The sequence below is a fragment of the Mesorhizobium sp. BR-1-1-10 genome (assembly GCF_020165595.1).
GTDB classification, from domain to species: domain Bacteria; phylum Pseudomonadota; class Alphaproteobacteria; order Rhizobiales; family Rhizobiaceae; genus Mesorhizobium; species Mesorhizobium australicum.
Window position 1 is genome coordinate 593024 of sequence record NZ_JAIUIL010000001.1, and the last position, 26076, is coordinate 619099.

Consider the following 26076-nt stretch of genomic DNA (forward strand, 5'->3'; position numbering starts at 1 on the left):
TCCGGCCGTCTTAAGAGCAGTGGGGGGCAGCGCTGCAACGGCGGTTCCAACGTCGCGAATGCGCGTGCTGCGACCCTGGCAAAAAGGAACGGCGTTCATCTCGGCAACTCCGATGGGGCGCGGCCACTGTCGCGAAAGGAATTGGTAAATTCGCGCCCCGGCCGGCTGGTGATGCATCTGCCTGATGATCTCGTCCTTCAGGGCCCATGGTATGGCGCGAAACAACCATGCTTGTACAGATTCCGGTCAACCGTGAAATCAGACGGACCTGCCGGCGGTGGCCTCAAGTCTTGTGCCGCGGCCGGAGCAATGGACTTGCAATGCCACCGCCATAACCGGCGTCTTTGCCCTGCTTAGTCGGGCGCGGGCACATCCGAGGCGTCGCGCATGGCAGAATGTCGGGATTTGAATTCGCTCGAGCTGACGATGCCAAAGGCAATGGCATCGCGCGTCATTGATCCTAAGCGCAACTGGCGGGTATAGGTTTCCATACCGTAGCTGTCCGCAGGGCGTTCCAACAAGAGCAGGTAAAGAAACGCGACATAGGCGCGGTCGGTAAGCCCAATCGTGGCATACTTAGCCTCGAATTCTTCGGAGCGAATCATTTCCATGATCACGTTGGTGAGCCGGGCGTCTCCGCTCTCGAGCGTTGCCGACCAGCGATCCAACTCCGCAGCGTCGCCGTTATGGCCAAGTACGAGGCAATAGGCAAAATTTACCTGACGCACATAGGTGAACCCGTCGGCAAACTTGGCACCCGCATCGCAATCCCGGCGTGGTTTGGGCAGGGGCTGCGGGCCACGGGTGATGTCGCGAACAGCCATATAGGCAGGTTTGGGTTCACCTGCTATCCATTTGCCTTTGTTTGCGGCAAGTCTGACCAGCCCCATATTGGCTTCGAAGCTTGGAGCCCAGTAGGTCTCATCCAGCAGCTCGTAGATGTGCGCTGCTTCGACTTTGTACTTGTCCTGGAGTTCGCGAAGCCGTGTCATTGTTTGCTTGACGCCGTCAGCCTGCTGGCGCTCACTGCGCTGACTTCCGTAGGGGTTGTTGAATTCGGTGACCCAGATCGGTTTGCCGTAGGAGGAAATCTCGCGGAAAGCCCATTCGGGATCTTCCCCGTACATGTGCCAGACGGAGATGTCCCAGGCGATTCCATCCTGCTTCATCCGCGCGAAGGCGCCAGTATGGCCCCATCCAGCTGTACCCATTGCCTTTTTTATGCTCGGGTCGACTGCCGTCATGCCCTCGGACAGGCCTTTGAGGACGGCGCTCACCTTCACCCAGCGCGGACCGTAGTAGTCGAGCACTCCGTTTCCACCCGCTGGACCCCACCCGCATGGATATTGCGACCCGTCATCGCGTTTCTCGCAGGGCTTTATGATGGCGTATATCTCCATCTCGTTGCCGAGTTCCCAAACGCGGATATCGTTCTTGAACCTGGCCCCAAGGGCGAACGCCAATTGCCGAGCCTCGCCATAAAGCTCTTCCGGCTTGTCCTTGTCCAGGTCTAGTCCCGGCGTGATCACGGGCAGTATTTCGATCCCTCTTTCTTTGCCGGCCTTTACGAGTCGCGCAAGGGTATCTCCTTGATCTGCCGCCGTGATGTTGACCCGATATGATTTGACGCCGAGATCTCTGACGAAATCGAGTTGTCTTTCGATCGGAACATCCGGGTAGGAAACCACCGGATGGCCGTTCACGCCCCAGAGCAAATCGGCGGATGCGGGCGCGGATGCTGTCAGCAACAAAGCAGCCGCGGCTGCAAAACGAAACGACATAGCGATCATGCCTCCCTGTACGACATTCAATATCGGGATTGTCGGAACTACCGGATGTTGAAGCAATTTGCCTATACGGGGGTGGGAAGCTTCGCATTACCTCCTTTGGAGGCCATGACCTAGCCATCAGGCGGCATGACTATTTGACTGCCACTTCCCTGACAGGACACTCGGATGGGCGTTGATGCGTGCCGTGATGAAACGAATTGATATGTGCTTTGTGCGGCAATCAGTTGGGGGTAACTGCACTTGCGTTCGACTACCCGTAGACTTCCCCGAAATCCGCGTCGACCTGGATCATAAGCTCGAGATACTTCCATGCGATCCATCGCCAAGAATAGCTGCTCGCCCGGGTATGGCCCTTGCCAACCATTCGCTTACGCAAATCCGGGTCAACCGCTAGCTGGCGAACGTTTTCGGCCCATGACTGTACGTCGTCCGGGTCCGCATAGAGCGCGGAATCTCCGCAGATTTCAGGCAAACAGGGCGAAGTCGAGGCTATGACCGGGCAACCCGAGGCCATCGCCTCGATTGCGGGCAGCCCAAAGCCTTCGATCCGTGATGGAAACAGGAAGCAGAGGGCGCCTTCGAGCGCCTTTTTGAAGTCGTGATCGTTTACGCGCCCAAGAAGGATTAGGTTCGACGGCATTTCCGGGACGTGCCGCAAGACCGTGGTCTCGTCGATATCCCCAGGCATCCAGAGGTCGAGACCCATCCCATCTAGAAACGATGCGAGCTTGGCTAGAAGCCCCATGTTCTTGTATTCTTGATCCCCCCGGCCTAGGCAAACGACATATGGCCTGCCCCGATTGACGGTCAGGGATGATCTTGTTGCGTCCCACTTCTTGGCATGATCGCTGCCGTTGTAGGTAACGACGATATTTTCCTCGCGTGCGATCCCGAACTCGACCAAATGACTGCGGGAGAGTTGCGAAACCGTCGTGATCCGTGCGGCCCGCCTGCCCAGCATTGGAAGGATCAGGCGGTGTGCCCAACGGAACCCTCTCGCGTAGCTCGACGGCATCATTCTCGTATGCATGTCGTGGATGCACGCAATTTGGCGTCTCAGCACGACGGGCGCGAGGTTGCAGAAGCTGAGCAGCCCTCCCGGCACGTGCCAGGGCAACTGCGCCTGCACCCACAACTGCGGAAGTCGAGGCCTGTTGAACTCAGGGACGATCCGCATCGAGATGGCTTTGAGATGAAGAGCCTCGGCAGGCGGGCGCGGCACCACGAGATCGATCTCAAGGTCGCGACCCAAGGGATGCCCTTCGGAAATAAGGGCATCGAGAGCCATCGTCACCTCGTGGGCGTAACGCGCTATCCCATTGCGTCGAAGCGTCGTGAAATCGCCGTTTATCGTCCACCGCCGCTTGGGCGGCTCGAAGTCCGACGGTGTCCGGCCAGGATGGCCAATCAGGTACGGCGAGCCGTCGGGAAGCGATCTTGCCACCATCGCGGCGGCGCTCTGCCGGCGCGAGTTCCTGGACTGCAACGCCGGCGCCGCATTGAACTCAGATTTGCCCACCATCTCCTCCACCTTGCCGGACCAACAGCCAGACTAACACCGTCGCCAACGCAGCGGCCCTCAAACGTTTGAGGTAGTTCCAACGCTCGCCCTCGCCTGGCTGGATGACCCTCAGCGCGTCTGGATGACCCAACGGCCGTAGTGACCGCACGCGCTAGCGGTTTAAAACTAGAAACATCGAGAGGGTGACATGGCACGGCACTGGACAATAAACGGACGTTTCCTTTCCCAACCGACAACGGGCGTCCAGCGCTATGCGGGAGAGATCGTCCGTTCGCTGGACGCGCTGATCACCGAACAGGCGCCGCTCACCTGTGGGCTTGAGCTCAGGCTTCACTGCCCACCGGGGAGCTCGGACATACCGCTCAATTCTATCGAACGTTGCGTGCTAGGCAGCAGCGGTGGGCATCTATGGGAGCAGACCCGGCTAGCCGCCTCTGTGCGCGGCGGCGGGCTACTCAGCCTGTGCAATACCGGGCCGGTTCTGTCGCGCAAGCATATCGTGTGCATTCACGATGCAAATGTCTGGAATGCCCCACAAAGCTATTCACTTGGCTTCAGGACCTCCTACAAAGCGCTGTTACCATGCCTCGGCAAGATGGCATGCCGCATTTCGACAGTTTCCAATTTTTCGCTAGGCGAACTGGTCCGGCGGGACATCGTCCCAGAGCGGAGGGTCTTCGTTGCGCCGAACGGCCATGAACATGCCTTGCTGTGGAAGGCTGAACACTCGGCAGCGACACGATTGGCCGCCTCGCGCGAAACCATCGTCATGATCGGCAGCGCCGCACCCCACAAGAATGTGAATCTCATTCTCGATATGGCCGACCGCCTTGGCAAAGCTGGACTGAAGATCGCGGTTGTCGGCATGGCGGGTTCGGCCATTTTCAAAACAGGATCGGCCAGAGCTGAAGCCCGAAACATCCATTGGCTCGGACGCATTTGCGACAACGAGTTGGCTGCGCTGTTGACGGACTCGCTTTGCCTGGCCTTTCCTTCACTAACAGAGGGCTTTGGTCTCCCGGTTGTCGAAGCAATGGCGCTCGGCTGTCCGGTTGTCGTGTCCGAACGCGCCAGCCTGCCAGAGGTCTGTGGGAACGCAGCCCTCTATGCTGCCGCTGACAATCCGCAGGCATGGTTCGACCGTTTCATGGAACTCCGCAATTCCAGGAGCCTGCGCCTGCAGTTGATAGGGACGGGACAGGCTAGAGCCTCGGCATATAGCTGGAGAGCAAGCGCCTTGCGCTACCTGCAGGCGATGGCTGTTGCTGACGGTATCGATACAGAAACCAACATAGTCAGGCTGCGTGAACTCACATGATCGCGTGAAGTGCCTGGACCGCTCCTATGGACTCCAGCATGGCGCGGTCGAAATTCTCTTCCGAGAAGCGCTGCGCGTTCTTGCCGCAGGCCTGGGGCGTGATGAGGTGGCTGTGTTCCTCAAACCGTTTGACCGCGTCTATGAGGTGCTCGATGGTCTGAGCCTTGAACAGTACCCCCGTCGGCTCGGACTTTGCTCCCAGGCCTCGCGCGATATCGACCGCGCCGCCTCTGCCGAAAGCGATCAGCGGCGTCCCACAGGCCTGCGCCTCGGCCAGCGCGATGCCGAAGTCCTCGCAACCCGCAAACACCATCGCCTTCGCCCGGGCAAGCGTATCGATATATTCCTTGCGAGGGAGGAACCCCGAAAATGTGACGTTCGGACCCGCCAGCGATCGTAAACTGGCTGATTGCTGCCCTTCGCCGACTATGACCAGCCGTCGCGACGGCATCTCGTTGAAAGCCCTGATCACCAGGTCGGTGCGCTTGTAGGGGGCCAGGAAGGACGCCGAGACGTAGTAGTCGTCCTTGTCCTCTACGCAGGGCAATTCCTTCAGCGAGACCGGCGGGAAAACAACCCGTGCGTCACGTCCGTAAATGTGCTGGATTCGGGAACGGACATAGTTTGAATTCGCCAGCATCAGGTCTGGACCGTGCGCGGTTCTCGTATCCCAGGTCCTCAGACGGTGCAGCATATAGCGGTAGAGCAGTCCTTTCGGACCGAAGCCGAGCTTGCCCTGTTGAAGGTAGGAGAATTGCTCATCCCAGGCATAGCGGACGGGGCTGTGCACATAGCACAGATGCGGCTGATCAGGTCTTGTGATCACACCTCGGGAAAATGCCGCCGAAGACGAGATCACAGCATCATAGCCGGTCACGTCGAACTGCTCGATCAGAAATGGGCAAAAGAAGAAGAGGGACCGGTAGAATTTCCGTACCATCGGTATCCGATTGGCCGCGGAGGCATGAAATTCCACGTCGCGAAAGTATTGCTCCTTCACCTCAGCCGGGAGGAAATCAAAAAGTGTGAACACCTCTGCATTGGGAAATTGCTTGCATATCTGCGCCAGAACTCGTTCGCCACCCCGGAAATTTGGGCACCAGTCGTGAACGACCGCTATCCTGGCATATCTGTCGAAGTCGGACACCGGAGCAGCCGGAAACTCCTCAATCGGCATTTCGACCTTGGCCGCGATGGCCAGGTCGGAAGAGCGTTCATGGAGCATGGTTCTCCCCTTCCCCTTTGAGGCCTCAGTTTCTGTTTTGTCGAAGGAGGATCGCAAGTTGTCCGATCGGTCACGGACTGCTGCCGGCTGGCATTTGCCCTACCGCTTATGATTGTGAGCCGCTTGCGGGAAATACTTCAAAAGCGGGTACCCGGGGGTAGGCCCCGTTGGTCGAGCCCACTTTTATGCAGGCTGCTTGAGCCCTCGCGTCATCATAGGGTCAGGGAAGCGATGCCTGGAAGAAACATGAAACTTGCAGTAATTATCCCGACCCTCGGACGCAGCGAGCAAGTTGCTCGCCTGCTTGGATATTTAGGCGGCCAGACAAGACCTCCCGATGAAGTCATATTGTCGGCACCCGACGCCACACACATCGAACTGCCGGACGGCTGCCCGTTCCCGGTATCGAGTGTTTTCGGTCCGAAAGGATTGGCTGCCCAACGCAACACGGCTCTTGTGCCCGCATTGGGGCGTTTCGACATCATAACATTCTTCGACGACGATTTCGTTCCCTCCATTCGATACCTGGGGCAGGTCGAGGAGGCATTTGCTGGAAATGAGGGATGGGCGGTTGTGATGGGCAGGGTCGTCAGAGACGGCGCCACCAATGCCGGTCTTACCTGGGAGGATGCAGAAGCTGCGCTAAGGGAATCGGAAGGCCACACAGCAAATGGACCCTGCGTGGTCGACCATGTCGGTGCCTACGGATGCAACATGTCGTTCCGTTCCTCGCTGGTTGGCGATTTGCGCTTCGACGAGCGCCTCGTCCTCTATGGCTGGCAGGAAGACATCGACTTCACAAGTCAAATGAGAACCAGAGGTCGCGTCGTATGCGTGACGTCGATCACGGGTGTTCATCTTGGAATAAAAACGGGACGCGTCAGCGGAAAGCGGTTCGGCTACTCCCAGGTCGCCAATGCCGTCTACCTGGTAAGGAAAGGGACAGTTCCAGCCTCTTTCGCGCTTCCCCTTATGTTCAGGAATATTGCAGCCAACCTCGCAAAGAGCCTTTGGCCCGAGCCATATGTCGACCGAAGGGGTCGTCTCAGCGGGAACGCGCTCGCGATCCTGCATATCGCCATGGGGCGAATCGAACCCGAATACATCCTGAAGATCTGACGACGGGGGAAGACAATGCGCAAATTGCTTTCAACAGTGGCAGGGATTTCATTGGCGGCAGCTGCTGCCTGTCCGCTGCCGGCGTCAGCCGCGGAGTACCTGCTTGGGCCGCAGGACAAGGTCAGGCTCAAGGTTTACGAATGGCGCGCATCGCGTGACGTCATCTTCGAGTGGACGGCTCTCAATGACAGTTTCACTGTCGGTGCCGATGGGACGCTCTTCCTGCCATTTGTTGGGCAGATGCGCGCCGAGGGCTCCGCTCCCGGGGATCTCGCTCACGCCATAGGCGATCGGCTGATGCAGCACATGGGTCTCGGCCGCCAGCCGGATGTGGCCGTGGAGATTGCCCAATATAGGCCATTCTATATCATCGGCAACGTCAAGCAATCCGGAGAATTTCCCTACAGGCCCGGCCTGACGGTACTGCAGGCGCTCGGGGTCGCCGGCGGGTTGCCTATACGCGAGGACGATGTGTCTCGGCTTGGACGAGAGTTCATTACGGGCCAAGGCGATGTCGGGCTGCTGGCTTTGAACAATGTCAGCCTGCTCGCGCGCAAAGCGCGGTTGCTGTCAGAGCTGGCCGGCAGTGAAGACATCGCTTTCCCGAGCGAACTGAGGGACAGGGCTTCGAACGCAACCGTTGCGCTGGCAATGGACCAGGAACGCAAGATTTTCGTTATCCGCAAGGATGCACTGGCGACCCAACTGCGCTCACTGCGAGAACTCAAGGACTTCCTGCAACAGGAGCTGGCCTCGCTCGAGCAACAGCTGACTTTCCATGACAAACAGATCGAACTCATCCAAAAGGAGCTCGCGGGTGTCTCGAATCTCGTGCAGAAGGGCCTCGCGGTCGCACCGCGGGAACTCTCGCTGGAGGGGACCGTCGCCCAGATGCAGAGCGACAGATTGGCGGCCGAGACCTCGATGCTGCGTGTCAGGCAGGAGATGAGCAAGACGGACATCGAAATCCTCAACCTCAGCAATCAGCATTCCAGCGAGGTTGCCGAGGGCTTGCGCGAGACACAACAGCAGCTCAATGAGGTCACCAGCAAGTCCGACACCGCGGTGCAGTTGCTGCGCGAGACCCAGGTTGCAGTGCCCGCACTGCTGGCGCTAAGGCAAAATGCCGCGAGGGCCAAGCCGATCTTCACGATTGTGAGGCCGAAAGACAGCGGCACGGAAGAGTTTGCTGCCCAGGAGACAACCCTCGTCGAGCCGGGCGATACCGTGAAGGTCGAAATCCCGCTGCCGCAGTCGGGCTTAGATAGCTTGCCCGCAGCGGATACAAGCATCCAGGCGGAAACAACTGCTGTTGGAAGTACGAACTGACCGGATCCGGGTTGGGGCCAACCAGGGCCGTATCCTGGCTCGGCCGCTGATCGACCGGGCTGCCCTCTTGCTACAGGTGGCGTTGGACGGGCACAGCGGGTCGTGCATGGTCATGCTCGTGGCTATGACCCGAAAAATATGTCGCCCTACAAGTACCCGTTCGCGATCTCGAACAGCATTCCGACACACCGTCTCTAGCACTTGCCTTGCACTGCGAGGCCGCATATCAGTTGGCGCACGCGGGCTCTTGGCCCCTGACGGAACTCCCTGCCGCGGCAAGCCGACTGGTTCTGCTGGTGCCACTGGAGATATCGGTGCTCACAAGCATACTGGCCGTGTCGGTGGCAGGGATACTACTGGGTTTACGATTCAAGGCTGCGGCGCTGCTGGCAGCGACCGCGCTGCTGGTGATCGGGGCGGTCACCTGGAATAGCATGGGGCTGCCTGGCTATGTGACCGTTGGCAAATCTCTAATTCTGGTATTTGTTCTGGCTTGCGCCTACCTCGCAGGCTTGTCTCTAGCGCACTGCTGGACTCGAAACGAAAAGTGATCGTCGCTCGACGCTTCAGGAGGCCCTGTCGACCCGCATGACCGCGACAATGGTCCTGAGCAGGATCACGACGTCGAGCCAGACCGACCAGTTCCGCACATATTGGCTGTCGAGCGCAACGCGGTTATCATAGTCCATGCTGCTTCTTCCACTCACCTGCCAAAGACCGGTGAGTCCCGGCCTGGTTGCGAGGTACTCCGCCTGATGCTCGCCATAACGCCTGAGTTCGTCCTTGACGATAGGTCTTGGGCCCACGCAACTCATGTCACCGCGCAGTATGTTGATGAGTTGGGGAAGCTCATCCAGGCTGGACTTGCGCAGCAGTCGCCCCAAGAGCGTAACGCGCGGATCGTTCCTGATCTTGTGGGTCTCTTCCCACTCTCTGCGTGCGTCGGGGTTGGCATCAAGATATGCACTCAGAACTTCGTCCGAATTGCGCACCATCGAGCGAAACTTATAGCAATCGAATGACCTTCCGCCGAAGCCTACGCGGCTATGCGAGAATATTGGCGGACCGCCGGCCGTAATCTTGATCAACAGACCTACGAGGATCATGACGGGCGCGGCGAAAACGAGCGCTGCGCCGGCGATGACCAGATCCATGATCCGTTTGAGGACGCCTCCGATCGGAGGGTTCGTCGCTCCAGTGATGACATCCGACAGGTCATTCAACACGGTCCCGGCGCCGGCGTAGTCACGCGCAGAAACAACATGCAGGACCGCCCTGCTCTCGACCGCCGCCGGCACAGCGGGCTGGCCCCAAAGCGCCCCCCCCTGGTGCGACTGCTTCTCGAAGGCGTTTGTCATGTGACGGTCGCTGTTTCTCGTTGTTCAACTTCCACAGTCTTCCAAGGACGGAACTTGCCGGCAAGAAATGCAAAGGAGGTAGCGCGATACTCCAACGGCTACCCCCTAATCCTCACGTATGATTGCCCTACACGCTTTGCCGACTTCCGAAAGCGCTGCGCTTGGCCGCAATCCGACGGTGCTTGGACGTCATTGCCCGCGCCTTCGTGAGAAGCACGCCAAGTATCGGCGTCCTGGAGGCCTGCAGCGTCCTCACAAGCTCCCGCAACGTGTCGACGTGCGTCCTTCCCCACTCCGCAACGACCACGACACCATCGAGCACGGATCCAACGATCAGGTCATCCGCCCCGGATTCGAGCGTTGGCAGGTCAACGATGACCATATCATAAGCGGCCAGTTCGTCGGCTGTCGGATCCTCAGCACTGACTTGAGACAGGAAAGCCTGCATGTTTCTTGGCACGAGCAGGCTTTTTGCATCCACCACGGAACTTGAAAGAACGTCGAACCGCCGCCCCAGGGCGCGAATGACATTGTGTTGAAAACCATCCTGGCACTCTTTGCCCTGGACGTTCGAGCGCCCAAGCAGTTGAGTGGTGATCGTCGATCTCCGGACATCGGCGTCGATCACCAATGTCTTTAGGCCGGACATAGAATACAGGGTCGCGAGATTGCTGACGACGGAACTCTTCTGACTGTTGTTCGACACTGCAGTCAGGCCAAGGAATTTCACCGGATGGTTCGTCTCCGCCAAGCTGATTTCGGTTCGCACTTTCCTCAGACTCTGGCTGTATCGCGACCACGGATGCCTAGTCACCTCGTCGACGTTTCCGAATTCCCTGCGCTTGCTGGTGGGCGCCAATTCTCCTACGCACTCTATTTCCAGGTTATCGCGGATTTGACGTGGCGAGCGTATGGTCCAGTCGAATGAATGCCGCGCGAAGGAAAGGCCAATGCCGAGAATGAGCCCTGCGACGCCGGCGAAGGCCAACACCAGCTTCGGTTTTGGAGCGCTTGGAAGAAGCGGTGGTGTCGCGGCCGTGATTACTCTTGCATCGGCGACGGGATAGGATTGCTGGCTTACTGAATTGGTATAAGCCTGCAGAAAGCTCTCATACATTTTTCGGTAGGTGTCGGCGGTCACCTCGAGTTCTTCGAGAGTAGGTTCAGAATTGACGCCGTCACCGGCACTTGAATCAGCGCCTACGCTATAATCGTGTCGAGAGCGGAATGCCTGTGCCCTGGCCATTGCCTCGTTCATCTGGGTGCGCAGTTGCTGAAGGCGTTTTTCCAACCATGCCCCACCTTCTCTTGCCGACTCGGCCTTGGTGTCGATCTGCTCATGCACGAAGGCGTCGGCCGTTGCATTCGCAATCTTGGCGGCGCCCTCGGGATCCGCGGAGGTGAAGGATATGTCTATCGCGTAGGAGACACCCACCCTTCGCACATCGAGGCCATTGAGGAAAATCAGCATGCTGAGACGTGACTTCTGGTAGTCGGTCAGCTTCGCGACCGACTCCGGAGCGCCTAAACCGATATGCCCCCAGAGCGCGTTCAGCCAGATGCTTTTCTCAAGCCCCACAGCCTGGACCATTATATCTTTGATTTTCCTAAATCTCTCCTGCAATATCGGTGTCTCGGGGCGATTGAAACTTGCATCCTCAATCAGTTTCAACCGACCGATGACCATGGAAGCAATCTTCTCGGATTGCAGTACAGCGATTTGACTTTCTATTTGTGCGGTGTCCAACGAGAGATTTATTTCGCCACCCTCCTGCAGATGTTGGGGCAGCTTCGGTTCAATCAATATCTTCGCGCTGGCTGTAAAAACCGGATCGGTGGTCGAATTGTAAAACCATGCGACCAGGAGTGCCGCGGCAAGGCAGGCCGACATTGTTCCGACATAATATCTCAGAAACTCGGTTATGTCCGAGAGGCCGATGAATTCTTGTCCGGCATTGGCCTGATGATTGGTTGCCAAGGGCCATTGGCTGGCGAACAAACGGTTCATTCAACGTCTCCGGCGGGCATGAAGGAGAATCCTTCGTGCACGCCGCCCGACACAAGAGCTTCATGGCGTCCGCCCGATGTTCTCATAAGAGCCGAGGCCCCGCGATCCCAAGCTTTGCAAGAAAGACTACGCCGACGCGGGGGAAGGTAAACGCCACCAATTGGCGTAGACCTACGCCCTGTGGGAGTGAAGAATGCGCGGCAGACCGGCCCTTATCGTGGCTAGAAATGACTTCTGCCGTTCCAGCAGCAACTGTCGTGCTCCGTTGGCTGCAAGGTCCCGGGCGAGAATATCCAGCTTAGCTGACAGGCGTTCGCTCTTATCCCCGTTTTCCGTTGCCTCCAGGGAAAACGCCGCACAATCTGTCATGTGTTTCCAGGCCCCGCGAAGTCGCTCCGATTCTCTTTCGATTTCTGGCTGAATGCCGTCGAGCGCACGTGCCAAGGCTCGGAAACGCCTATGATCGACGTTCTTCCGAAAAAGGAAACTGAATGGTGTCAGCGGCACTACACAGCCACATTGAGGTTAGCGCCCGACGCGGGCCTACTTCCCACGATACTCAACCGCCATGCCCAGACGAGACATCCTTTCGATCATCGATGGGCTCCACCTATTGGATGAGGCGGCACGAAGCGTGGGGTAGCGCTACCCGAATTCATGAAGCGGCCGTGGCTCGCCGAGATGCTAGGAATGTTGGCGCAATTTCGGAGCGAAAGTCGTGACCCTAAACATAGTCGGCCAAGCCAAGCCAAACACATTCGCGTTCGAGAACAATGCTCTCATCAAAGCCACTGGCTTCCGCGAGTATGATGCGCGCTGGTGGTTTGGGCATCCGGGCTCTGAGAAAGAGCCCGAACTCAATTTGATGGGCGCCCAAGCGCTGGGCATGGGTCTGGGTACTCTGATCCGCCGGATGGGCGTGGGCCCTGAGATCATTACCGGCCATGACTTTCGCAGCTATTCGATGTCCATAAAGATGGCGTTGGTGTCAGGGCTGATGGCGGCTGGCGCACGTGTCAAGGACATCGGCCTTGCGCTTTCCCCGACCGCCTATTTCGCGCAGTTCGCACTCAACGCTCCGTCTGTTGCCATGGTAACGGCCTCCCACAATGAGAACGGCTGGACCGGAGTGAAGATGGGCGCGCAGAGGCCTCTTACATTCGGGCCTGACCAGATGACAGCGCTCAAGGCGCTCGTGCTGAACGGCGACTTCGATCTGGTGGGTGGCGGCGGCTACGAATTCGTTTCCGACTTTCGCGAGAGATACATCGAAGACTTGACTACCGGAAGGAACGTTCGACGCAGGCCGCGTGTCGTCGTTGCCTGCGGTAATGGGACGGCGGGCGCATTTGCCCCCCAGGTGCTGGAGACCATCGGCTGTGAGGTGATCCCCCTTGACGTGGAGCTCGATCACACCTTTCCGCGCTACAATCCTAACCCCGAAGATATGCAAATGCTGCATGCGATCCGGGACAAGGTTTTGGAAACCGGTGCCGATTTGGGTGTCGGCTTCGACGGCGACGGCGACCGCTGCGGCGTGGTGGATAATGAAGGCTCCGAGATCTTCGCGGACAAGGTCGGCGTCATGCTGGCGCGAGATATTTCCAGCCTCTATTCGCAATCCACCTTTGTCGTAGACGTGAAATCAACCGGACTTTTCATGACCGATCCCGTTCTCGCGCAAAACGGTGCACGGACGGACTATTGGAAAACGGGGCATTCCTATATCAAGCGACGGGTTGCCGAGCTTAACGCAATCGCCGGCTTCGAGAAGTCGGGGCACTTCTTCTTCAACCCGCCGATCGGGCGTGGCTATGACGACGGCCTCATAACGGCGATCACCGTCTGCGAGATGCTCGACCGCAATCCGGGAAGGACGCTGGCCGACCTCTATCGCGCCCTGCCCGTAACCTTTGGCACGCCAACAATGTCGCCTCACTGTCCCGACGAAGTCAAATACGGCGTTGTCGACAAGGTCGTCGGCGACTTCATGAAGATGAAGGGGGACGGGACGGTGTTCGCGGGTCAGCCGCTGGCTGATCTGGTTACCGTCAATGGGGTGCGTGTCGTGGCTCAAGACGGCACCTGGGGTCTGGTCAGAGCTTCGTCGAACAAGCCCGAAATTGTCGTCGTCGTCGAAAGCCCCGTCTCGTCGGAGCGCCGTCGCCAGATGTTCGAGGCGATCGACGCCGTCCTGCGCCGCAATCCAGAGGTCGGGGCCTACAACCAGACATTCTGAGAGGAGCTGAAGCATGGCACACCGCATCGTAAGTTTTGTGATGAGCGGAGGAGTCGGGTCCCGGCTATGGCCGCTCTCGCGCGAAGACAATCCCAAGCAGTTCCACGATCTCTCGGGGGACGGTTCCATGCTGGCGAAGACGGTTCGGCGCCTGAAGGCGTGGCCGCACAGCGAAACGCCGATCTATCTGATAGCATCCGAACGTCATGCCGAACGGGTCATCTCGGACATAACTCCGCTTGGGCTGAACGGCGGAAAGCCGATTTTCGAACCCCTGGGCCGCAATACCGCGGCAGCTGTCGCTATTGCGACACTGCAGACGATTTCGAAGCACGGCAAGGACGCGCTTGTGCTCGTGGTCCCCTCCGACCACGAGATATCGACCGAGACGCAGTTCTGGGAGACCGTTGAAGCGGGCATGCCTGCCGCCGACTCGGGAAGCATCGTCGTGTTCGGCATCAAGCCCACTCATCCAGAGACGGGATATGGATACATTGAGGTTGCGGCCAATGGTGACGGCGCGGCCGCGGTTTCACGGTTTGTCGAAAAGCCGAACATCGAGACGGCGCAAAAGTATTTATCGTCGGGAAGGTTCTACTGGAATGCGGGCATCTTCCTGTTTCGTGCCGACACAATGCAGAGAGCTTTAATCGAATTTCAGCCGGAGATATGGGAAACGGCGGAACGCGCCTTCAAGACGGCCAAGGTGGATGTCTCGGGTCTTTACCTGCCACAAGGCTTCTACTCGGCGGTCCCCTCCACATCGATCGACTATGCGGTCATGGAACATGGGCAGGGCATCGCGATGGTGACGGCGTCCTTCCGCTGGAACGACCTTGGATCGTGGCAATCATTGCTGGAGGCGAGCCCCGTGGACGGCAATGGCAACGTGGTAATGGGCGATGTTGTCGCCATGGACTGCGACAGTTCCTACCTCAGAAGCCAAGGTCGGCTGCTCACCGTTATAGGGATGAAGGATGTGGCGGTGGTCGCAACGCCGGACGCAATATTCGTCGCCCCGGTCAGCCATAGCCAGAATGTGAAGAAGGTCGTCGAGCAACTCGAGAAGAGTGGGCGTCTCGAGACGAAATTCACGGCGTCGGAAGACCGGGTCATTGTCAGCGGGTCATGGCGCAAGCGCGTCGAGCACTGGCTCTTCAACGAGACCCTTCCGCTTTGGTCAAACGCAGGGGTCGACAATGTGCATGGCGGCTTCCACGAAGCGCTTCGTTTCGATGCGACGCCATTAAGCAAACCCAAGCGGATGCGGACGATGGCTCGCCAGATCTATGCTTTTGCGGTGGCCAAGGAACGTGGCTGGACCGGGGACGCCGACAAGCTCATCGATCACGGAATCGACTTCATCTCAAAATACGGCCGCACCGATCGCGGAGGGTGGGTACGCACCCTCAATCCGAATGGAAGCGTGGCGGACCCCGTGGAGGACGCCTATGATCACTCCTGCGTGCTCCTCGCACTTGCCCATGCCTATCGATGCGGCCACAAGGCTGGCCTTCAGCTTGCACAGGAGACATTTCAGTTCATCGACTCTCACCTCGAGGATGGCAGCCTGAATGGCTTCCTTGAGACACCTGGCTGGAATGGGGTTCGGTCCTCGAACCCACACATGCACATGCTTGAAGCTTTCCTTGCTTGGTATGCCGTAACCGGCGATCGCGTATATCTGCGTCGAGCGGCTCGCGTCATCGATCTCTTCCGCAGCCATTTCTTCGATCAGGAAAGTTGGACGCTCGGCGAGTATTTCGATGCGGACTGGCTGCCGTTGCCCGGAGACCAGGGGCAGTGGACCGAACCGGGGCACCATTTCGAATGGGCCTCTCTGCTCGTCGACTTCGCGCGGGCAAGCGGGCAGAAAGATCTGGCTGCTTATGCGAGGAAACTCTATTCGTCGGCGGTCGCCAGCGGGCTGAATCGAGCCACAGGGTTGGCGTATGCGGCCGTTTCGCGACAAGGGCTGCCTCTCGACAGGCTCTCGCGTAGCTGGCCGCAATGCGAAGCGATCAAGGCGGCGATCGCGTTGGATGGCATCGGCGGGCCCGATCTGAAACCAGAGATCGAAGCTCGTGTCGCGCGCCTTTTCAGATGGCATATCGATCCCGCACCGCTTGGCCTGTGGATGGACAGGATCGACGAGCGCGGCCGATCGCTGGCGACGGAGGTTCCTGCCAGCATCTTCTACCATTTGGTGACAGCGTTAATGCAATATCTCGACAAGACCGAGGGGCAGGTGGAGGCGTTCCCCGTACCGTCTCTCAAAGACGACAGCGCTGTCGCGAAGCAGAGTTATGGCTAAAGAAAGCGATCGCTCATCGCAAAGGGACGGATCTTCTCCAAACAGAATGTTTTCTCGCCATTCGTCCCTGTGACGCCTTGGACGCCAGCTACCGCTAATTCGGTATCTTCTTGTCTCTGTGTCACCACAGCAAAGTGCGATATCGTGGAAGTCACGCCAAAACGAGAGGATCGACCTGCCTCTCGATCTGAGGCTGCGTAAAGTTGTCAAGACGTGGGAATTAGAAACCGTTGTCCGTACAGTTGAAGGCGACGATGGCAAAAAAGAAATCGCGGCACAGGCGCAGTGGTGATCTTCTGAAGCTGCTTGCAACAAGGCCTCGGGCCGTTGCGCTTGCCGCGCTTCATGTGAGTGAATCGGTCCTCCTGGAACTCGAAGCATCGGAGTTGTTGTCTCCGTCTGAGATCAGGGGACTGCTGAGGGATGCGTCGCTGACGTTGCGCAACGCCGCCGACCAGGCAGATAATCGGAGCTGTCTCGTTGCCAGCGAAATAGTTGAGTCAATGAGAGAGAATTTTAAGAGAAGTAAGTCATAGATGACGCCAGCTCTAAGCGGCGTCAATCGAGCCCTAGCGTGTTGCGAGCCAGATTTCGATACGACATTGACTTCGCGACCTTTCTTTGCCGGGATCCAAAGAGGCGCCCATCACATGAATTTTTATATACATGGTGAAGTTCAGGAAGGTACACATGGAGTTGGCGTAGGGGGTAGGGATGGCGAATGCTTCACGTTCTTTTTCGAGAGGAGATGAGCACCGTTCGACATACGTTGGACTTAGCGATGACGACGCCGCTCTGATCAAGACTCTCGGGTTCACCGCAAAGCGATATCCAGCCGACGCGGTGATCTTCAGCCAAAGTGACAACAAGGATCGTATTTACGTCGTCGAGTCGGGTTGGGGATGCATTTCCCATGAGCTTCCGGATGGCCAGCGACAAATTCTCGATTTTGCCCTGACAGGCGATGTCGTTCTGCCTCAATCACATGGGAGCGGCTCTATTGAGACGTTCGTAGCTCGAACTGAACTTTCGTTGCTTGTGGCACCCACCAAGACTTTGACGCTTGCTGCTATGAAATCGCCTCAACTCTTCTCGTTCATTGTTGGGGCTTTCGTACGCAACGGCGCGGTGATGGCCCAGCACCTCGCCAACATAGGACGACGCAACGCATTGGAGCGAACAGCACATTTGCTGCTCGAACTGACAGCGCGCCTGCAACGAGTAGGCGCGGTTGACCGCAACGGCTTCGACTGCCCGCTCACCCAATACGATCTCGCGGACGCCCTTGGTCTTACTCCGATCCATGTCAATCGAATGCTGCGGGAACTTCGCGAGCGGAAGTTTCTCGAATTCCGCCAGGGCCATGTCCGCGTGCTCGATTCTCCGGGCCTGACGAAGTTCGCCGGATTCGACGGCGAATACATCAGGAGCTGAGCACCAGGCGCCTCAGCCCCTTGGGATCCTTGCATTTGAGGGACCTGAAGCTTCGCGTCTCTCTCGAAGAACAGCAAGCTCATCGGCCGCTTTATCAATGCCCTGAGAGGCGGCTCGCTCGAGCCAGATCCGGCCGGCAACTGGCTCGTACTCACCGGCAACACCTTGGGAAAGGTAGCGGCCCAGCATGAGTTGGGCGTGTCCATGCCCTCGCTCAGCGGCGGCTGCGAACCATTTCTGCGCCGCCTTCCGATCCGGAGTAAGCCCCTGCCCGCTCTCGTATAGAGCCCCGATTGCAAACATCGCGCCAACATGGCCGGTGGCGGCAGCCTGCTTGAATAGATGCGCCGCGGCGCGCGCCGAGCGCTCTCCTCCACGCCCATTGTAGAGCATTTCGGCCAAAGCCACCTGCGCGTCCACCATGCCAGCATTGGCCGCTCGGTCAAACCAAAGCCTGGCCTGCATCTGGTCAGCTGGCACACCGCGTCCATTCTGAAGCATGCGCGCATACATATACTGCGCCTGCGCCATGCCTTCGGCTGCGCGCCTCATCCACTTCGCCGCCAGTTCCTGGTTTTTGCTCACTCCGACCCCTTCGGCAAAACAAAGCCCGAGATTGAAGGCCGCGACTGCGTCTCCTGACGAAGCAGTCGCTTCGAACCACTCCGCGACATCGAGACCATCAGTAGGGTCGCCGGCGCCTTCCAGGATAAGGTTCGCAAGGTCGACCTGGGATTCTCGATTGCCACCATTAGCGGCGCCGCGCAGCCAGCGCGTTCCTTCCTCGGCGTCCTGAGCTACACCGTTCCCGGAAAGATACAGCGATGCCAAGGCACGAGCGGCTACTGGATGACCTGCCTCCGCAGCGCGCCGGTACCACGTCGCGGCTTCCGCATAATCCGGTTGAGGGCGCTTCACATACCGTTCGCCTATACGATAGGCGGCGTCGAGGTTTCCGGCCACTGCGGCGCGACGCATCCACGCCTCGCCTGCTGCGGGGTCCTGACGTGACAAGCTGCCCTCGATGAGAGAAAGCCCCAGCCTGAATTGGGCCGAAGCGAGGCCCTTTTCCGCAGCCAGCTGATAAAGCTCAGCAGCCGCCTCGCGATCGACGGGCACCCCCATTCCGTGCTCGGTGAGGACCGCAAGAAGGTAGATCGCTGTCGGCAGACCTGCATCGGCCGCACGCCGCATCGCTTCGGCAATCCTAGTCCTGTGCTCCGGTTGCTTGCGACGGGCAAGTGACAGGGCGAGGCCAAGGCATCCTTCCGGACAACCGGCCGCCGCGGACTTCTCGTACAAGCCATGAGCGGCATTGAGGTTGCGCATCGGCATTGGGCCCTTGCTTAGAATATAGCCGAGTATGGCCTGCCCTGTTGCGGAGCCAGCCTCGGCAGCTTTTTGGGCGAACGGAAGCGCTGCCTCGAAATCCGGCTTTCGTGAAGACGGCGACTTGAACAGGCTTTCTGAACTGCTGGTTCCTGTGTTGTCCTCGTGTTCGGCCAGCCCAGTGCTGTAAAGCGCGGCAAGGAGTGCCTGCGCATCGGGGTTACCATGGTCAGCAGCCCGCCGTAGCCAGCGCGTCCCTTCCAATCGGCTTGGCGGTACGCCCGACCCCTCAAGATAGCAGCGCGCGACGCGGCATTCCGCTTCTGGAACCCCGGCACGAGCAGCGGTGGCTATAAGCGGAAACGCTTCGGCAGCTTTGCCTTGTTCAGTAAGCTGAGCTGCCCTGCGCAGCGCCAGCGCCGGGTGGATACGTCCGGCCAACCGATCCATCAACGCCATTTATGGCTCCCGCATTGCTTCCTGACCGATCGGCAGCATCGTGCCGAGGATGTATCTGAGCACCGTGCGGCGGCCTACCTTCACATCAGCTGTGACCGGCATGCCGGGGCTGACCGCGAAGCCGGCGGGCACGCCATGAAGGGCGACGTCGTCGATGGAAATTCTCGTGCGGTAGAACTGGTCGGCATCCGAGGGCAGCATGGCCAACGAGCTATTCGGGTCACGCACCTGATCCCTGGCAGAGAAGGAATCCGGGCTGACCGAGCGTACCGTACCGTGAGCCAGGCCATATTGCGAATAGGGGAACGTATCGAATTTGATTGCTACGGGATCGCCGACGTGAACAAAGCCGCTGCTGCGGCCGATGATATTCGTCTCCACCTCAAGCACCGCGTCAGCCGGGACCAGGGTGATCAACCGCTCTCCGGACTGCAGAACCGAACCCACGGAAACTTTAGCCACAGATTGAACGGTAGCGTCGGCCTCGCTCCTGAGCTCGACCAACTGTTTGCGCAGCTTGGCCTTGTTGAGAAGCTCGCGGGCGTCGGATATGCGCGAATTGGCCTCCGACAGGCTCTGCGAAACGTCTGCGCGCCAACTCTGGACAAAGCCGTCACGCTCGGCCGCAACCCCAGCCTGCTGGCGCTTAGCAGCCTCGGATGTCTGCTCGGCGTTGGTGAGAGCTCGCGACATTTCAGCTGTGTTGTCCTCGGCAAGAAGCGTATTGAGACGGCTTCCGACCTGTCTCACTTCGAGTTTTTTGCGCATTTGCTCGATCGACCCCGCGACGGCCAATCGCTGCCGATAGCCATCGGCATCGGACTGGGAGCGGGAGATGACCGAACTGAGTTGGTCACCCTGTCGATCGAAGCTCTCCAGCTTGGCGTCATAGACCGCCTTGCGACGATCGAAGATCGAGGCCTGCAGTGTCCAACTCGGATCCAGGCCGTCATAGGTGAATGAGTTTCCGTCGGCCTCGGCCTTCAGGCGAGCCACCTCGGCTTCGAGGGTCGTGACTTGGGCGGCCAATGCGGTGAGATCGGCCGAGGCAAAAGTGGCGTCGAGTCGGGCAAGCACCTGGCCGGCCTTGACCTGCTGTCCTTCGCGTACCTCGATAGAGCGGACGATGGCTGTCTCGAGCGGCTGGACGACGATGTTTGGCGATTGTGCCACCACCAGGCCCCTCGTCGTGACCACCTGGTCAACCGGTATCAGAGCTGCGAGCATTATCAGCGCGACGACCAGGCTAAATACGACCCAGACGATGCTACGAGCCACTCGCGGAACCGGCGTGTTTTCGACGGCTGTCGATGGCCATTGGAATTCGAGAATGACCGGCGCCGTCGGATCGCTGGCCTTTGCCCGACGACGGCGAGCAGCAATTGGCGCATAGGGGGTGACGCTCATGGCCGGCTCACATCAACGGAGGGCACAGCCGCCAATCGGCCACGCCGGCCTTCCAGGTGCCGGTTCTGCTGAAGCCAAAGCTGGCGGTAAACGCCACACCGCTCCAGTAGGACGGAATGCGGCGCGACATCGAGAACCTTGCCCTGATCCACCACGAGGATCTGATCGCACTCCGTCAGCGATGCCAGCCGGTGCGAGACGATGATCATCGTTCGGCCGCTGGCGATACGCATGAGGTTGTCGCTGACCACCGCTTCACTCTCGGGATCGAGCGCGCTTGTCGCTTCGTCCAGTATCAGGATGGTCGGGTTGTGAATGAGCGCGCGGGCTATTGCCAATCGCTGCCGTTGCCCGCCCGACAGATTGGGTGAGCCTTCCTCAATGTAGGTATCATAGCCATTCGGCATGCGTTCGATGAACTCAGCCGCGCCGGCGAGGTGAGCAGCACGCATGGCATCCGAAAGCGTCAAGCCCTGACGTCCCGCGATGATGTTGTCCCTTATCGAACCGCGGAAAAGGAAATTATCCTGAAGGACAACACCTAGGCCCTGGCGGAGGTGGCGCAGGTTAATTTCCTTGAGGTCGATCCCGTCGAGCTTGAGGAACCCGCTGTAGTCGCGGTTGATGCCTTGCAGAAGACGCGCGATGGTCGATTTTCCGGACCCGCTGCGCCCGACGATGCCGAACATCGAGCCAGACGGAATGTCGAAGCTGACCCGGTCGAGCGCCGGCGTCTTGGTACCCATGTAAGTGAAGGTCAGGTCGCTAAACTTGATTTCGCCGACAAGTTTTGGCCTCAGGCCCGCGGAATTTGAACTGCTTTCTAATGGACGGTTGAGAACTGACGCCGCCTCACCGATGGCCGCGCCGACTTCTTCGTAGTCCTCTACCAGACGTGCCAGGCCGACAAGGGGCTGCGCGACGCGTTGGGCGATCATCATGAATGCAAACAGGCTGCCGACCATGTAGCCAGTGCTGTCGCTCATGGCCAGATACGCCCCCATCAGCATGGTGCCCAACACCATCGCGCGCTCAACTGGCGTTACGAGGGTTTGCGGCCAATTGGCGAGTTGCCCAAAAGCCAGGCGCGCCTTACCCGCGTCCGCCACCCGTTCGTCCCAAAGTGCCTTGCGTTGCGGCTCGAGACCAAGCGCCTTGACCGTCTTGATCCCGGCGACGGTCTCGCCGAGCGCCGCCGACTTCCAGGTCTCGGCATTCACCACGCGTTGGTAGCTGGCCCGCAGCGGCGCAAGGAAAGCAAGGATGATCAGCATGATCAAGACGGCGCAGCCGAGCACCATCCAGGCGAGTGTTGCGTTGATATAGAACATGACCGGGATGAGCACGCACAGCGTCATCAGATCCAGGAAGGTGCTGAGCAATTTGCCTGTGAGGAATTCGCGGATGCGGTAGACCTGTGCCAGATGGTACATTGTCTCGCCCGCTGGATGGCGCTCGAAATAGTCAAGCGGCAGGCGCAACAGCCGACCGAAGACGTGCAAGTTCAGCTTGGTGTCCAAGCGAGCGCCGACCACGTTGATGATCAGGCGGCGCGCGTGGCCGAGCAGGGTCTCGTAGGCGAAAACGACGACTATCACTGCACTCAGCAATGCCAGAGTCGAGATGCTGTTGAACTGCAGCACCTTGTTGACCACAGTCATGACGATAAGGGGCGGCAGAATTGTCAGGATGCTGAGTGTGAACGAAGCGATGCCGATGTCGCGCAGCGGCACAGCCTCGAGCCGCACAAGATCTACGAGCCAGCGAAAGGTGAACGGCGCGTCGGCGGCGACGAAGGATCGTTGAGGACGCAGCAGCACCGCCTCACCCGACCAGACCCGCGACAACCTCAGCTCGTCGATCGCGATCGCTTGGGCATCATCCGGCGCATCTACGCTCTTCAAGAAGATGAGATTGCGTTCGGCGCTAGCTCCAGTAAGCAGGCCAGCGCGGCCATCGCTGAACAGCAGAACCACCGGTCCGGTTTGTTCGAAGCGCAGAAGATGCGACCAGCGGACGCGAACCGCGCGCGACCACATCCCGCCGTTCTGCGCCCATTGAGAGAGATCCGCAGCGGTCGGAGTGGTGCCTACGCTTGCGGCCCTGAATTCGTTGGGGTCCAGCTCGACACCGTGGTAACGTGCGACCTTGATCATAGCCCTTAGGCGCGGTGCGACCTGACCGAATTCGGCAGGCCCGCCTGGACTCCGTTGCGCTTTGCCCTCGCCCGGATGCTTGCCGGCCGCATTCGCTTGCGCGTCATGATGGTTCGGGCTCGGTTTGGGGCCTTGACTGAGTTGTACGCTCACAGTGCACTGCTCCCGCGAACCAGCCTCAAGAGTTCGAAGAGGCTCGCTACGTCTTGTCGCAATGGAAGTTGGCGAGACCGTTCGCATCTCCAACAGGCATACGAGATGAGACAATTGCCGGCGCTGGAAGCGCGCAGGCGCGGACCCCGCCTTCCAGCAGGGTCCGCGTCCACTGTTTTCAACCGCTTAGTCATGCGGCTTCAGAATATTGCTCAGTGTCTTTTTCAGTGTGTCGTCGGTTTGAGCATACCCCGAGCTCTGCTTGTCCGATGTCAGGTCCAAGGTCGAACCGAACGGCTTGTTCTGGGTCTGACCAAAGCCTGCGACAGAAGTGAGCAGGTTCAGGAGGTCCACTGCCACCGAAACAATGGCGAGGCTGATGAGCTGCCTGAACAAGTCCTGGCTGTCAGCGGAACTACTGGACTGTATGAACTGCTTGATGTCCTTCAGCCCAAGCGTGTCGGTCGAGATATAGCCACCTTGACTGTTGGCCGACGAACCATGATCCCCGTTGCCATGCCCTCCATGACCATTGTCACGGCTGCCACGGCCATTGTCACCACGGTCATTGTGATGACGGTCACCATTGCCATTGTGGCGATCGTGGTCGTGATTGCCATTGTGACCATGGTGATGGTGGTTGCCGTTGTGGTCATGATCGTTGTCGCCATGACCGGTGGCACCACTGGACCCGGTATGGCCCGTTGCTCCGGTGGAACCCGTTGCTCCGGTGTGCCCAGTTGCCCCGGTCGCACCAGTATGGCCGGTCGCACCTGTTGCCCCGGTGGCACCAGTTGCACCAGGATCCCCTGTCGCACCTGTTGCTCCAGTGTCACCCGTCGCGCCGGTATCACCCGTTGCTCCGGTGGCTCCGGTGTCGCCAGTTGCTCCAGTGTCGCCGGTCGCTCCGGTCGCTCCGGTGTCACCAGTTGCTCCGGTGTCGCCTGTAGCGCCGGTCGCTCCCGTTGCACCAGGGTCGCCAGTCGCACCCATTGCTCCGGTAGCCCCGGTCGTACCTGTTGCCCCAGTGTCACCCGTCGCGCCAGCCGCCCCGCTATCACCCGTCGCGCCAGTCGCCCCGGTATCACCCGTTGCTCCGGAGGCCCCGGTCGCACCTGTTGCCCCAGTGTTACCCGTCGCGCCAGTTGCTCCGGTGTCGCCGGTCGCCCCAGTCGCTCCGGTGTCACCAGTTGCTCCGGTGTCGCCTGTAGCGCCCGTGGCTCCCGTTGCACCAGGGTCGCCAGTCGCACCCGTTGCTCCGGTCGCACCTGTTGCCCCAGTGTCACCCGTCGCGCCAGTCGCCCCAGTGTCACCCGTCGCGCCAGTCGCCCCGGTATCACCCGTTGCTCCGGTGGCTCCGGTGTCGCCAGTTGCTCCAGTGTCACCCGTCGCGCCAGTTGCTCCGGCGTCGCCCGTCGCGCCAGTCGCTCCGGTGTCGCCAGTTGCTCCGGTGTCACCGGTGTCGCCAGTTGCTCCAGTGTCACCCGTCGCGCCAGTTGCTCCGGTGTCGCCAGTTGCTCCAGTGTCACCCGTCGCGCCAGTCGCTCCGGTGTCACCAGTTGCTCCAATGTCGCCGGTGGCGCCAGTTGCTCCGGTGTCGCCCGTAGCGCCGGTGGCTCCCGTTGGACCAGGATCCCCAGTCGCACCCGTGGCCCCAATATCGCCGGTCGCTCCGGTGTCACCCGTCGCTCCGGTAGCCCCGGTCGCACCAGTATCACCCGTCGCGCCAGTTGCTCCGGTGTCGCCGGTAGCTCCCGTTGCACCAGGATCCCCAGTCGCACCCATGGCGCCAGTATCGCCGGTCGCTCCGGTGTCACCCGTCGCTCCGGTAGCCCCGGTCGCACCAGTATCACCCATAGCGCCAGTTGCTCCGGTCGCACCAGTATCACCGGTTGCGCCAGTTGCTCCGGTGTCGCCCGTTGCGCCGGTGGTCCCAGTTGTGCCTGTGCTTCCGGTAGCACCGGTCGCTCCTGTCGAACCCGTGGCGCCAGTATGACCTGTCGCCCCTGTGGCCCCGGTCGCACCAGAATGGCCAATTGCCCCGGTCGAACCCGTTGCGCCAGTATGACCTGTCGATCCCGTGGCCCCTGTCGCACCCGAATGACCGGTTGCCCCAGTTGAACCCGTGGCTCCGGTCGCGCCAGTCGCCCCGGTAGAGCCAGTCGCGCCTGCAGCTCCAGTCGAACCCGTAGCGCCAGAATCCCCGGTTGCACCCGTGGCTCCGGTATCACCCGTTGCGCCAGTCGCACCGATGTCGCCTGTACCGCCGGTGGCACCCATTGCACCCGAATCGCCGGTCGCACCCGTGGCTCCGGTATCGCCGGTCGCACCCGTGGCTCCGGTATCGCCAGTTGCACCCGTGGCTCCGGTATCGCCCGTTGCGCCAGTCGCACCGATGTCGCCTGTACCGCCGGTGGCACCCGTTGCACCCGAATCGCCGGTCGCACCCGTGGCTCCGGTATCACCCGTTGTGCCAGTCGCACCGGTGTCCCCCGTAGCGCCGGTGGCACCTGTTGAGCCAGGATCCCCAGTCGCACCCGTGGCTCCGGTATCGCCGGTGTCCCCAGTCGCACCGGTGTCGCCCGTAGCGCCGGTGGCACCCGTTGAGCCAGGATCCCCGGTCGCACCCGTGGCTCCGGTATCGCCGGTTGCACCCGTGGCTCCGGTATCACCCGTTGCGCCAGTTGCTCCGTTGTCGCCAGTCGCTCCAGTGTCGCCAGTCGCTCCAGTGTCACCGGTCGCGCCAGTCGCACCCGTTAAACCTGTGGCGCCGGTGTCCCCAGTCGCACCGGTGTCGCCCGTAGCGCCGGTGGCACCCGTTGAGCCAGGATCCCCGGTCGCACCCGTGGCTCCGGTATCGCCGGTTGCACCCGTGGCTCCGGTATCACCCGTTGCGCCAGTTGCTCCGTTGTCGCC

The 26076-nt window shown here is 59.9% G+C and carries 17 protein-coding genes; 7 read left to right on the top strand and 10 right to left on the bottom strand.

The window, feature by feature from the left end; genetic code table 11:
• Nucleotides 1-353: 353 nt before the first annotated feature.
• A complete protein-coding gene (locus tag LB555_RS02685) occupies nucleotides 354-1790 on the bottom strand; it encodes a DUF4214 domain-containing protein (protein ID WP_224682222.1) in 1437 nt (478 codons plus the stop codon).
• A 250-nt stretch (nucleotides 1791-2040) separates the two neighbouring features.
• Nucleotides 2041-3312: a glycosyltransferase family 4 protein gene (locus LB555_RS02690; protein WP_224682223.1), complete on the bottom strand. Its 1272-nt coding sequence runs from the start codon at nucleotides 3310-3312 to the stop codon at nucleotides 2041-2043.
• Nucleotides 3313-3499: 187 nt separating this feature from the next.
• Between LB555_RS02690 and LB555_RS02695 the strand changes: the two genes are divergently transcribed.
• Nucleotides 3500-4630, top strand: coding sequence for a glycosyltransferase family 4 protein (locus tag LB555_RS02695; protein ID WP_224682224.1), 1131 nt, complete (start codon nucleotides 3500-3502; stop codon nucleotides 4628-4630).
• Here the strand turns inward: LB555_RS02695 and LB555_RS02700 are convergent.
• Complete coding sequence (locus LB555_RS02700; protein WP_140877046.1) at nucleotides 4623-5855, bottom strand: glycosyltransferase; 1233 nt, start codon at nucleotides 5853-5855, stop codon at nucleotides 4623-4625. The two genes, LB555_RS02695 and LB555_RS02700, sit on opposite strands and share 8 nt — an antisense overlap.
• Before the next feature lie 246 nt (nucleotides 5856-6101).
• On the opposite strand from LB555_RS02700, the gene LB555_RS02705 reads away from it, so the two are divergent.
• The 3 genes from LB555_RS02705 (at nucleotide 6102) to LB555_RS02715 (ending at nucleotide 8854) form a co-directional block, all read left to right on the top strand.
• Nucleotides 6102-6974, top strand: coding sequence for a glycosyltransferase family 2 protein (locus LB555_RS02705; protein ID WP_140793005.1), 873 nt, complete (start codon nucleotides 6102-6104; stop codon nucleotides 6972-6974).
• A 15-nt stretch (nucleotides 6975-6989) separates the two neighbouring features.
• A complete protein-coding gene (locus tag LB555_RS02710) occupies nucleotides 6990-8303 on the top strand; it encodes a polysaccharide biosynthesis/export family protein (protein WP_140877044.1) in 1314 nt (437 codons plus the stop codon).
• Nucleotides 8304-8617: 314 nt separating this feature from the next.
• Nucleotides 8618-8854 (top strand): hypothetical protein, encoded by a 237-nt coding sequence (locus LB555_RS02715; protein WP_140793001.1) that lies wholly within the window; start codon nucleotides 8618-8620, stop codon nucleotides 8852-8854.
• A gap of 15 nt (nucleotides 8855-8869) precedes the next feature.
• On the opposite strand, the gene LB555_RS02720 is transcribed toward LB555_RS02715, so the two are convergent.
• Both LB555_RS02720 and LB555_RS02725 read right to left on the bottom strand, forming a co-directional pair.
• On the bottom strand, nucleotides 8870-9661 hold the full coding sequence (locus tag LB555_RS02720; protein WP_224588080.1) for a sugar transferase: 792 nt from the start codon (nucleotides 9659-9661) through the stop codon (nucleotides 8870-8872).
• A 127-nt stretch (nucleotides 9662-9788) separates the two neighbouring features.
• The gene (locus tag LB555_RS02725; RefSeq protein ID WP_140877040.1) at nucleotides 9789-11669 is read right to left on the bottom strand and encodes a GumC family protein; all 1881 of its coding nucleotides are present in this window, start codon (nucleotides 11667-11669) and stop codon (nucleotides 9789-9791) included.
• 718 nt (nucleotides 11670-12387) lie between these two features.
• Between LB555_RS02725 and LB555_RS02730 the strand changes: the two genes are divergently transcribed.
• The 3 genes from LB555_RS02730 to LB555_RS02740 all read left to right on the top strand — a co-directional run bounded on the left by LB555_RS02730 (nucleotide 12388) and on the right by LB555_RS02740 (nucleotide 17656).
• Nucleotides 12388-13908, top strand: coding sequence for a phosphomannomutase/phosphoglucomutase (locus LB555_RS02730; protein ID WP_224682225.1), 1521 nt, complete (start codon nucleotides 12388-12390; stop codon nucleotides 13906-13908).
• A 13-nt stretch (nucleotides 13909-13921) separates the two neighbouring features.
• The gene (locus tag LB555_RS02735) at nucleotides 13922-16222 is read left to right on the top strand and encodes a mannose-1-phosphate guanylyltransferase/mannose-6-phosphate isomerase (protein ID WP_141906359.1); all 2301 of its coding nucleotides are present in this window, start codon (nucleotides 13922-13924) and stop codon (nucleotides 16220-16222) included.
• Between the two features lie 714 nt (nucleotides 16223-16936).
• A complete protein-coding gene (locus tag LB555_RS02740) occupies nucleotides 16937-17656 on the top strand; it encodes a Crp/Fnr family transcriptional regulator (protein ID WP_140792991.1) in 720 nt (239 codons plus the stop codon).
• A 12-nt stretch (nucleotides 17657-17668) separates the two neighbouring features.
• Here the strand turns inward: LB555_RS02740 and LB555_RS02745 are convergent, their stop codons facing one another.
• The 5 genes from LB555_RS02745 to LB555_RS02765 all read right to left on the bottom strand — a co-directional run bounded on the left by LB555_RS02745 (nucleotide 17669) and on the right by LB555_RS02765 (nucleotide 25121).
• Entirely contained in the window at nucleotides 17669-19444 is a 1776-nt protein-coding gene (locus tag LB555_RS02745) for an SEL1-like repeat protein (protein ID WP_140877034.1), read from the bottom strand.
• Nucleotides 19445-20851: an HlyD family type I secretion periplasmic adaptor subunit gene (locus LB555_RS02750; RefSeq protein ID WP_140877032.1), complete on the bottom strand. Its 1407-nt coding sequence runs from the start codon at nucleotides 20849-20851 to the stop codon at nucleotides 19445-19447.
• Nucleotides 20848-23160, bottom strand: a complete 2313-nt coding sequence (locus LB555_RS02755) for a peptidase domain-containing ABC transporter (protein ID WP_224682226.1) — start codon at nucleotides 23158-23160, stop codon at nucleotides 20848-20850. The genes LB555_RS02750 and LB555_RS02755 overlap by 4 nt, the downstream gene beginning before the upstream one ends.
• A gap of 186 nt (nucleotides 23161-23346) precedes the next feature.
• A complete protein-coding gene (locus LB555_RS02760) occupies nucleotides 23347-23556 on the bottom strand; it encodes a hypothetical protein (RefSeq protein ID WP_224598478.1) in 210 nt (69 codons plus the stop codon).
• A gap of 50 nt (nucleotides 23557-23606) precedes the next feature.
• A complete protein-coding gene (locus tag LB555_RS02765; protein ID WP_224682227.1) occupies nucleotides 23607-25121 on the bottom strand; it encodes a hypothetical protein in 1515 nt (504 codons plus the stop codon).
• Between the last annotated feature and the right edge of the window lie 955 nt (nucleotides 25122-26076).